Genomic DNA, 11696 nt, shown 5'->3' on the forward strand with positions numbered 1-11696 from the left:
ATTTTCTCCGTTGCCTGGATTTTCTCCCGTAGTACTTACTATAACAATATTTGGTTTAGATACATTACCATTTTTATCTTTTGCTGTGACTTGTAATTCTTCGCCACCTTTTAAATCTATGCTAGATGGAATTTCAATTGTATAGTTGCCTTGGTCATCAGTTTTGCCTGTTGCTGTTGTTCCGTCTGGGAACGTTACTGTGACTGTTGATCCTGGCTCTGCCGTGCCACTAATTGTTGTATCTTCGCTTGTTACACCTTTCACCGTCGGTGCTTCTGGTGCTGTTGTGTCTACTACTGTTGTTGTTGCTTCTGACGATGTGTTGCCATCTTTATCTGTCGCTACCACTTTGATGTCTTCTCCACCGTCTAAGTCCACATCTGATGGAATTTCGATTGTATAGTTACCTTGGTCATCAGTTGTGACCGTTGCTGTTGTTCCGTCTGGGAACGTTACTGTGACTGTTGATCCTGGTTCTGCTGTTCCACCAATTGTTGTGTCGTCACTTGTTACACCGTTCACCGTTGGTGCTGATGGAGCTGTTGTATCTACTACTGTTGTCTTCGCTTCTTCTGATGTATTGCCATCTTTATCTTTAGCAGTAACTATAATATCTTCTCCGCCATCTAATTTGACATTTGATGGAATATCAATTGTGTAGTTGCCTTCACTGTCTGCAGTACCTGTTGCCGTTGTCCCATCTGGGAACGTTACTGTGACCGTTGATCCTGGCTCTGCTGTGCCACCAATTGTTGTATCTTCGCTTGTTACGCCTTTCACCGTCGGTGCTTCTGGTGCTGTTGTATCTACTACTGTTGTTGTTGCTTCTGACGATGTGTTGCCATCTTTATCTGTTGCTACAACTTTGATTGGCTCCCCATCGTCTAAGTCCACATCTGATGGGATTTCAATTGTATAGTTGCCTTCACTGTCTGCAGTACCTGTTGCCGTTGTCCCATCTGGGAACGTTACTGTGACTGTTGATCCTGGTTCTGCTGTTCCACCAATTGTTGTGTCGTCACTTGTTACACCGTTCACCGTTGGTGCTGATGGAGCTGTTGTATCTACTACTGTTGTCGTAGTTTCTTCTGATTTGTTGCCATCTTTATCTGTTGCTACAACTTTGATCTCTTCTCCACCGTCTAAGTCTACATCTGATGGAATTTCAATTGTGTAGTTGCCTTGGTCATCAGTTTTGCCTGTTGCTGTTGTTCCGTCTGGGAACGTTACTGTGACTGTTGATCCTGGCTCTGCCGTGCCACTAATTGTTGTATCTTCGCTTGTTACACCTTTCACCGTCGGTGCTTCTGGTGCTGTTGTGTCTACTACTGTTGTTGTTGCTTCTGACGATGTGTTGCCATCTTTATCTGTCGCTACAACTTTGATGTCTTCTCCACCGTCTAAGTCTACATCTGATGGAATTTCAATTGTGTAGTTTCCTTCACTGTCTGCAGTACCTGTTGCCGTTGTCCCATCTGGGAACGTTACTGTGACCGTTGATCCTGGTTCTGCTGTGCCACCAATTGTTGTGTCGTCACTTGTTACGTCTTTCACCGTTGGTGCTGATGGAGCTGTCGTGTCTACTACTGTTGTCGTTGCTTCTGACGATGTATTGCCATCTTTATCTGTTGCTGTTACGACAATGTCTTCTCCACCGTCTAAGTCTACATCTGATGGAATTTCGATTGTATAGTTACCTTGGTCATCAGCTGTGCCCGTTGCTGTTGTGCCATCTGGGAACGTTACTGTGACTGTTGATCCTGGCTCTGCCGTGCCACTAATTGTTGTATCTTCGCTTGTTACACCTTTCACCGTCGGTGCTTCTGGTGCTGTTGTATCTACTACTGTTGTTGTTGCTTCTGACGATGTGTTGCCATCTTTATCTGTTGCTACCACTTTGATGTCTTCTCCGCCATCTAATTTGACATTTGATGGAATTTCGATTGTATAGTTGCCCTTGTCATCAGCTGTTCCTGTTGCCGTTGTGCCATCTGGGAACGTTACTGTAACTGTTGATCCTGGCTCTGCTGTGCCACCAATTGTTGTATCTTCACTTGTTATGTCTTTCACCGTTGGTGCTGATGGAGCTGTCGTGTCTACTACTGTTGTCGTTGCTTCTGACGATGTATTGCCATCTTTATCTGTTGCTGTTACGACAATGTCTTCTCCACCGTCTAAGTCCACATCTGATGGAATTTCGATTGTATAGTTACCTTGGTCATCAGTTGTGCCCGTTGCCGTTGTCCCATCTGGGAACGTTACTGTGACCGTTGATCCTGGCTCTGCTGTGCCATCAATTGTTGTATCTTCACTTGTTACGTCTTTCACCGTCGGTGCTTCTGGTGCTGTTGTGTCTTTAACGGTTGTTGTTAAAGAATCTGAGATATTTCCATTACTATCCATCGCTGATATTAATAGTTCTTCGTCACCTTTTAAATCTATTTTTTCAGGTATAGTAATTGTATATTCACCTTGGTCATTTGCTTTACTTTCTGCTGTAGTACCATCTGGGAATGTCACTGTGACTGTTGATCCTGGTTCTGCTGTGCCACCAATTGTTGTATCTTCACTTGTTACATCTTTCACTGTTGGTGCGTTTGGCGCTGTTGCATCAACTACTATTGTTGAAGCTTCTATTGATTTATTATTAGATTTATCTTGTGCTATTGCTTGAATCTCTTCGCCACCAATTAAATCAACCGTATTTGGAATATCTACGATAAAGTTACCGTGTTCATCCGCTTCTACATCAACCGTGATATTACCAGGGAATGTGATTGTAACTGTTGAATTAGGTTCTGAACTTCCCGCAATTTGTACGTCTTCACTTGATACTCTATTTACTTTAGGCGCATCCGGTGCTGTCTTATCTATAACAGTCGTTGAAGTTGGTTTTGAAATATTTCCTGTTTTATCTGTTGCTGTTACTTGTAGTTCTTCACTACCTTCTAACTTAGTACCGGACGTAATATCTATTGTGTAATTACCTTGGTCATCAGCTGTGCCTATCGCTGTAGTATTGTCTGGGAATGTCACTGTGACTGTTGATCCTGGTTCAGCTTTACCGATAATTTGTGTATCTTCACTTGTTACATCGTTTATTGTTGGCGCATCTGGTGCTGTTGTATCTTTAACCGTTGTTTTAACTGGTTCTGTTTCATTACCAGTATCGTCTGTGGATATAACCTGTAATTCTTCGCCACCTTCTAAATCAACTTCATTCGGAATTGCTATTATATATTTTCCTGTTTCATCTGTTTCACCAGTAGCAACTTCACCATTTGGGAATGTTATTGTGACTGTTGACCCTGGCTCTGCTGTTCCACTAATATTTGTATCTTGACTAGTTACACTGTTAACCGTTGGTGGTGCTGGTGCTGTTGCATCTGTTACTGTTGTTGATCCAGCATGAGAAACATTACCTGCACTGTCTTTTGATGTAGCACTGATCGTTTCTTTACCTTGTAACTCTTCGTTTTCTGGGATAGATACAGTGAAATTTCCATCTTGATCAGCCTTGGTTTCCACAACTTCACCACTTGGGAAGGTCACACTAACTGTCGAATTTGCTTCTGCTGTGCCTTTAACCTCTGTACTTACACTTGTCACATGGCTTATTTGTGGTGCATCTGGCGCTGTTGCATCTATGACTTGAGTGCTACCTTTTTGAGAAATGTTACCTGCTTTGTCCTTCGACGTAGCTACTATCGTTTCTCCACCTTGTAATCCTTCGTTTTCTGGAATGTCTACTGTGAAATTTCCATCTTGATCTGCTACTGTATCTACAACTTCGCCACTTGGGAAAGTCACACTAACTGTTGAATTTGCTTCTGCTTGCCCATTCAATTGCTTACTATTACTATTGACATCATTTAATGTAGGAGCATCTGGTGCTGTTACGTCTGTTACTATACGTGTCGCAACAGATGATTCATTACCTGCTTTATCTGTTGCTATTGCTTTAAATACTTCTCCACCTTGCAGAGTAACACCACTTGGTATATCTACTGTATATCTACCTTGACTGTCAGTAGTTACTGAAACTTTACCACCACCTGAGAAAGCAACAGTTACTGTTGAATTAGGTTCTGCTGTACCAGTTACTTGTGTGGCTTTACTTGTTATTGGATTTATCACTGGTGCATCTGGTGCTGTCGCATCTGTTACTGTAATTTGATCTGAAACTTCACTTGTTTTTCCACCTTTGCTAGCTGTTGCAGTTAAAATAGTCCCAGCTTTCAATGGTTGATTCAATGTTAAAGAGGCTGCTGAACCATCATTAGGAATTTGAACTTTTCCAATCTCAACATTGTTATTATCTTTAACCGTAACAGTTGCACCTGCTGAACCATTAACTTTAATTACTGTATCATTGTCATCAACTGGATTAATTGATGGTGTTGGTACCTTGGAAATATCAATAACTTCAAATGTATTTACTTCATCATTTTCATAATTAGGTGAATCGATTGCGATAGTATAGGTACACTCAGGTGATTGCGGAATAGATACCGAAAATGTACCATCAGGATTAACTATTGATGTACCAATGACTTTTCCAGTTGCATCTAACACTTTTGCAGTTTGAGTTGCTGCACCTTCTTTTAATGGAACTGACCCAGTTACAACTCTATCCTCATTTGTAATATCGGCCGCATCAGGTTTACCTACTAATGGTGAAGTTTTATAGTTGATGACTTCATCACCATCGTTTTTACCATCTCCATCTGTATCTTCGTTTTCAGGATCTGAAAGTGATACTTGTCGTTCATATCGGTCTAGTAAACCATCTTTATCATAATCTTGTAGTGCTAAAGTTGAAGTCCCTAACGTATTATTTATTAAAAGATTATTACTATCAGTTAAATAACCTGCAAAGGTAAAATCTTCTTTTTGTTTTGTTGTTTCTCGAATAAGATTACCTTCAGAATCATATTCCGCATCTTTAGTTAATATATTATTTACACTTTGATTTAACTTAATTACAATACGAACGCCTACTGTTTCAGGTAAAGTATTGTTAAACTCGATTAATTTATTTAAGTCATTACTAGTAATTGTGCCATTACCGATACTATCAAGCTGTAAATCAGCTACTTTATCTTCAGCGTGATACGTCTTGTCAAAGCCTGAAAGGCCTTTGTAGTCATACGTATGTAATTCTACTCCTTCAATATACGGCAATAAATCTTTATCTATTTGATAATTATATGACCATTGTTTTGATTTAATTTTAGAATATGAGAAGATACCATTTTTCATTATTTGTTGATCAATCAGTAACCCTCCATGTGTTCCTACAGAACCATCATATGTTGCAGAGCCACTACTTGCTTTAAATGCATTACTATTTTCTGGAGAAAGGTTATTTTCTAATTGACTTAAATCTTTGTCAGATGTAGTTAAGAAATAACCACTACTTTCAGAAGTTTTAACTATTTTATTAGAAAGTGAATCTCTAATAAACATTTGATAATTCAACTTATTATTACTTAAATCTCCAGATGCATTCAAAATGTTACCTATCGTATCATCTAACTCTATCTTACCGTTGGCCGCTGTATACTGTGATAATATTTCAGCGCCTCCAAACAAGCCATCATTTGCTCTAATGAAATTTATTTCCCAAGTATTAGTGAAATTACCGTCTTCATCTTTTAATCTTATAAATTCAACAGGGGTATTTCTACCACTAGGATTGGCAGATATTTTTGTGACATGACTCGCTATTTTCGGATCCAATTTCAAATCAATTTTATAGCGATCACCTGAATTTGAACCTGACATGTAACTATGAATATCAAAAGGTATGATATTGCTGTCTAAAGTCTTTTGTGAATCTAACTTGCCTGGATCAAAAATCAATGATGCAAATGTATAGTTGTCCATATAGCCAAGTGATTTTTCAACTTTTTCATTTTGTTCTACTGCTGCTCGTAATGCAGTTGGCGTAGCCATAGAACGCAACAAGGTACGTTTTGGAGTGGCTAACGTTTTCGTTTTATCCTGTTCATTCGAAAGTTGAATAATTGAAGCCTTTAAAATTTCAATATTTATTGCTTCATCAGTTGTATTTTTATAATCAATATCAGCGTTTTCTAAAATTGCTTTAGTGTCTTCTGTTGAAAGCTGACTATTTAAATAGTCTTCAACAGCCTTTTGTTTATTCTCTGTTTCTGACAATTGTTTTGTTAATTTTGACTGTATATGATTATTTGTTTCAGGATTTCTCGTCACTTTCGTAGTTCTTTCTTCTTCAGAGGATGGTTCACTTAATGGTTGATTATCATTTTGTCCATCTAAATTTTCTGTTCTAGTGTCTTCTTTTGTCTTATTAGAAGTGTCAGGATTTTTTTCTAATGCTTTTTCAGTTGGCGTTTCGTTACTAGATATATCTGTATCCTTTGTTGTTTCTGTTGACGTCTCAGTTGATGTTTCATCTGTTGTATCTTCAGCTTTATTTTTATCATTTGTTTGTTCATTACTTTTAGTCGTTGTTTTTTGATCCGTATTATCTTTATTCGTACTATCTTCAGCTGAACTAGAAGTATCATTGTTTACATCTTGTTTTGTTTCAGATATATCTGATGCTTCTGTTGGTTGCTTATTCAAAACCTCATTTGTAGATTCATTAGTGTTATTATATTCTTCTGTATTACCTAATGCTGCACCATTATTATCTAACTCTTTTTGATCCGGATTAAGGTCATTATCAGTTTCTTCTGTTTGCAATTCATTATTAGAATTTTCTGTCTTTTCTTCAGTAACCGAATTTTCACTACGACTTGACGTTGTGTTATTATCTTCTACACTTTTTATATCTTGCACATCAAGTGCTTCACCTTTATCTGAATCATTAGCCTTATTATCATTAGTAATTGAGTCTAATTCATCAGCTTTTACTTCGCTACTAACACCAAATACAAGTGTTGCCCCAATTAATAATGATGCTGTTCCAACTGTAAACTTTCTAATAGAGTACTTGTTTAACCTATTAGGTAAAAATCCTTGTTTGTTTTTCATCTTTTCCCACCTCAAAATAATCTTTACCACAATTTAATTCTACTCAATTAATTTGAAAAATCAAGTTTTTTTTTAAAGGTAAGTTATTAATTAAAAACAATGTCACAAATCACAGTTGTTCGCAATTTTAAATATATAGTTTTTAGCATACCGCAATTAATAATTTTTCAATATTGTTAAATTTCTAAATTTAGAGGTTCTGTATTGCAATAAATTATTCCATTAAGCACGATAAAATAAATTACTTTGAATTGTAAAGTTGATTAAGTAATGGAAAGTTTTGAAGAACAAATACTACATAAGTACTTAATACCATACAAAAATAAGAAAATTTTTTAATCGTTCATATAGAGTTCATAATCTTACTTTATATTAAAATTAAACATTCATTACAGGAGGTCGTTAAAATGAAAAAATTAATGTTCAGTTCAGCATTTTATACTTTATTAGGCATGCTCAGTGGTCTATTTTATAGAGAGATGTCAAAAACAGAAAATTTTAGTGGTTATTCGCAATTAAATGTAACGCATACACATCTACTCGTATTAGGTACAATCATGTTTTTAATATTTATGGTGATAGAACACCAATTAAAACTTACTCAGCATCATACTTTATTTAATTATTTCTTTTATGTTTATCATATCGGGGTATTATTAACGGTTGCTATGCAATTTGTTAATGGTATAGCAACTATGAAAGGTTTTGAAGTGAGCCCTGCTATTGCTGGCATTTCGGGATTAGGTCATATTGCTATTTCCATTGCTTTCATTTTATTCTTCGTATTATTGAATAAAAGTATTAATGTCAATTCCAAATAATAGTAAATATAGTTAAAGGTCGAATCACGTTTCTAAAAATAGAACGCAATTCGACCTTTTGATTTTATATTAACAATAGTAAAAATCCTAAAATTGTAATAAATAAGTATATCCATTTTTCAAAATTATGATAAGTCGTGTGATTTATTAGATACTTTCCAATAATGACTGAAATAATCAAACAAGGTATGCTCAACAAAAATAAGGATACCGTTTGGCCAGTCCATATCCCTCCAGATGCTTGTCCAATCACTACAAATATCGCTGTAATTAAAAAATGTGCTTGTACCGTACTTCTAAAATCTTTAATATGCCAAGGTGACATTGTGCCATAAATTACAACTGGTACACCGTGTGAATTATACAAACTTCCTAATATACCTGAAATCATACCTGTTAGGCTCGCCCAAATATTAGATTTCAATATGATATTATATCTATTTTTAAAAAAGGTAATTTTTCCAAACGCATATACACCATAAAGTATTAAAAATAGTCCTAGCATCAATTGTATATAAGAGGTTGTAATATGCTGTAAAATCAATATGCCAATTGGAACACCTAATAAGCTCCCTAACAACATCAATAATAATACTTTAATTTTTATATTCCTATAATCTAAAAATATATTTAAACTTGCTACCATTAGTCCAGCTAAGCCTACCAGTGAAATAGATGTATGTAAGTTTAGCCCTATCAATGTTAAAAGTGGCATGCTCACGAGTGCTTCCCCAAAACCAAAATATGTTCTGACTAAACCACCTAAAAATATAGCAATTAAAATGTAAACTAAAAATAAATCCATACTTTAACTCCTGATTTAGTTCGTCATCAATACGTGTCATATTTCTTTCACAATATTATGTTATTTATTAATATTTTTAATTAATGCTTACTGATAATAAATTTTCAGACACTATTAAAATAATTATACCAAACTTTAATTCAGATATTTAAAAATCAGACCATTCTTCATAGTTCTATCATTCATAAACTTTCAAACTTGCTTTTTTTGTAAAAAGGAAATATATTATACAAAACTAGTATATTTTTTATACCAAAGGTGTTTAATCTATACGATAATGGTTATGAGTATTGAGAAGTTTTATTGCTATTATACTGATAACACGAGCAACTGAAAAGTTTATTACGAGGAGGTATATATATGAATATCGTTGGTCACCATCACATTTCAATGTATACAAAAAATGCTCAAAAAAATAAAGACTTTTATACTCAAGTATTAGGACTAAGGTTGGTTGAAAAATCAGTTAACCAAGATAATCCTAAAATGTATCATTTATTCTTTGGAGATGAAATTGGTTCTGCTGGCACGTTATTAAGTTTTTTTGAAATACCACTTTTAGGGAAAAATCGTCCTGGAACTGATTCTATCTATCGCTTATCATTACTTGTCCCTGATGAAAATGCTCTGAATTTTTTTAAAGAAAGACTAAATCAATTCAAAATTACATGGACATCATTAGATTATTTAAATCAGCCTGCTATTACTTTTAATGATATAGATGGTTTGGAGATTATTTTATTAGTTAATGGCAATTATCATACACCGAATGCTTGGAGAAAAAATCCGTATAGTGAGATTCCCGAGCAATACCAAATTTTAGGTATGGGCCCTGTAGAACTAAGAGTTAAAAATGCTCAAGCCACGCTCGATTTCTTAAAAAATAGCTTGTCATATACACTTAAAGAAGATGTAAACGATACTGTTATGACTTTAGATCAAAATGGATTATATACTGATTTTGTTATTGTAGAACAACAAGGTGAACGTGCTAGACCTGGTCAAGGTTATGTGCATCATATTGCTGTTAATACACCAAAAGATAGTGATTTAAATTCAATTCATAAAATAATAGAGCAACAACCTGAAAATAATTCAGGAATTATAGACAGATACTTTTTCAAATCTTTATATTATAGACAAAATCGTATTTTATACGAATTTGCTACGAATGAACCTGGATTTACGGTAGACACAAAAATAGAAGATTTGGGTAAACATTTAAATTTACCAGACTTTATGGAAGCACAACGAACAGAAATTGAAAATAATCTACATGAATTATAGAAAGGTGATTATATGGCACATTTAAAAATGAATGAAAATACTCCATTGGAATTTGGGCTCTACTCATTAGGTGATCATTTATTAAATCCGCATAATGGAGAAAAAGTGAGTTATGAGCAAAGAATTAATGAACTTATAGAAGCTAGTCAATTAGCTGAACAGGCTGGTATTGATGTATTTGGTGTCGGTGAAAGCCACCAAGAACATTTTACAACACAAGCACACACAGTAGTTTTAGGTGCCATAGCGCAAGCCACTAAAACAATAAAAATTTCCAGTTCTTCTAGTATTATAAGTGCTGCAGATCCTGTAAGAGTATTTGAAGATTTTGCTACTTTAGACTTAATTTCACATGGCCGAGCTGAAATTGTAGCAGGTCGCGCTTCACGTACAGGTATATTTGATTTATTTGGATTAGACTTGAATAATTATGACGAACTTTATGAAGAAAAACTTAATTTATTAATGGAATTAAATAAAACCGATAAAATTACTTGGTCAGGTAAATTTAGACCTGATTTAAATAACATGAAGATTTTCCCACGTCCAATTGATGACACATTACCTATTTGGCGCGCAGTTGGAGGCCCTCCCGCAAGTGCTATCAAAGCAGGTAGACAAGGTATACCAATGATGATTACAACACTCGGCGGTCCAGCAATGACCTTTAAAGAGTCCATTGAACAGTACAGACTCACTGCACAAGAAAATGGTTTTGATCATTCACCGGAATCTTTACCAGTATCAACAGCAAGTTTATTTTATACTGCTGACACAACTCAAGATGCTTTGAAAGAGTTCTACCCACATCTAAATGTTGGAATGTCATTTATTAGAGGTACAGGTTATCCAAAACAACAATTTGCAAAAGCTCCTGATTATAGAGATGCTTTAATGGTTGGTAGTCCACAACAAATCATCGAAAAAATTCTGTATCAACATGAATTATACAATCACCAACGATTTATGGCTCAAATTGATTTTGGCGGTGTTCCGTTTAATAAAATTATGAAGAATATAGAACTTATAGGTAATGAAATTATTCCAGCTGTAAAAAAACATTTAAGAAAGTAGGTCAATGATACTATGAATATTGTATTACTATCTGGCTCTAGCGTTGGTTCAAAAACACGTACTGCCATGACTTATTTGAATCAAGCACTTAATAATCAAGATGATACGCATCATGTTAATTTTATAGATTTAAAAGAGTTAGAATTGGTGTTTAGTGATGGAAGAAATTATTTAGATTACAGTGGCGATACGTTATATCTTACTCAAACTTTGATGAATGCTGATGTCATTTTCATCGGATTTCCTATCTTCCAAGCTTCCATTCCAGGTACATTGAAAAATGTATTTGACTTACTACCAGTTAATGCATTTAAAGATAAAATCGTAAGTATAGTTGCAACTGCTGGATCACCAAAACATTATCTCATCCCTGAAACACAACTAAAACCGATATTAGGTTATATGAAGGCACATATTATGCAAGCTTATGTATTTATAGAAGAACGTGACTTTTCAAATGGTGAGATTGTAAATGATGACATTTTATTTAGATTAGATGACTTAGTTTTATCTACATTACGCACTTCAAAAGCATATACACAAGTTTTGAAGGAAGAAGAAAATCAATATGACTTCTAAATCGTTACTATCAATATATTAAATTTCATTAAAAAAAGCACTTTGGATATTAGACTTTTAATCTAATCATTCCAAAGTGCTTATAAATTCAATGAAACTTTTAAAGT

6 protein-coding genes and 1 pseudogene are annotated in these 11696 nt (G+C 34.9%); 4 read left to right on the forward strand and 3 right to left on the reverse strand.

The window, feature by feature from the left end:
* Together KA824_RS00260 and KA824_RS12990 are read right to left on the reverse strand one after the other, a co-directional pair.
* The coding region (locus tag KA824_RS00260) for an Ig-like domain-containing protein (protein WP_438873445.1) at positions 1-5958 on the reverse strand (5958 nt) is incomplete at its 3' end.
* A gap of 971 nt (positions 5959-6929) precedes the next feature.
* Positions 6930-7023 (reverse strand): annotated as a pseudogene (locus tag KA824_RS12990) (YSIRK-type signal peptide-containing protein); the annotation flags it as partial.
* A gap of 407 nt (positions 7024-7430) precedes the next feature.
* Here KA824_RS12990 and KA824_RS00265 point away from each other — a divergent pair.
* Positions 7431-7844: a DUF2871 domain-containing protein gene (locus KA824_RS00265; protein WP_154409649.1), complete on the forward strand. Its 414-nt coding sequence runs from the start codon at positions 7431-7433 to the stop codon at positions 7842-7844.
* 64 nt (positions 7845-7908) lie between these two features.
* Here KA824_RS00265 and KA824_RS00270 read toward each other — a convergent pair whose 3' ends face one another.
* The gene (locus KA824_RS00270) at positions 7909-8649 is read right to left on the reverse strand and encodes a sulfite exporter TauE/SafE family protein (protein ID WP_107386620.1); all 741 of its coding nucleotides are present in this window, start codon (positions 8647-8649) and stop codon (positions 7909-7911) included.
* Between the two features lie 360 nt (positions 8650-9009).
* Here KA824_RS00270 and KA824_RS00275 point away from each other — a divergent pair, with 360 nt between their 5' ends.
* The 3 genes from KA824_RS00275 to KA824_RS00285 are packed head-to-tail and all read left to right on the forward strand — an operon-like array spanning position 9010 to position 11589.
* Positions 9010-9936, forward strand: coding sequence for a VOC family protein (locus tag KA824_RS00275; RefSeq protein WP_154409648.1), 927 nt, complete (start codon positions 9010-9012; stop codon positions 9934-9936).
* Between the two features lie 12 nt (positions 9937-9948).
* On the forward strand, positions 9949-11010 hold the full coding sequence (locus KA824_RS00280) for an LLM class flavin-dependent oxidoreductase (RefSeq protein ID WP_154409647.1): 1062 nt from the start codon (positions 9949-9951) through the stop codon (positions 11008-11010).
* A gap of 12 nt (positions 11011-11022) precedes the next feature.
* Complete coding sequence (locus tag KA824_RS00285; RefSeq protein ID WP_107386617.1) at positions 11023-11589, forward strand: NADPH-dependent FMN reductase; 567 nt, start codon at positions 11023-11025, stop codon at positions 11587-11589.
* Positions 11590-11696: the final 107 nt, after the last annotated feature.

This window comes from Staphylococcus sp. GDY8P198P, assembly GCF_017891615.1.
Classification (GTDB): Bacteria; Bacillota; Bacilli; order Staphylococcales; family Staphylococcaceae; genus Staphylococcus; species Staphylococcus cohnii.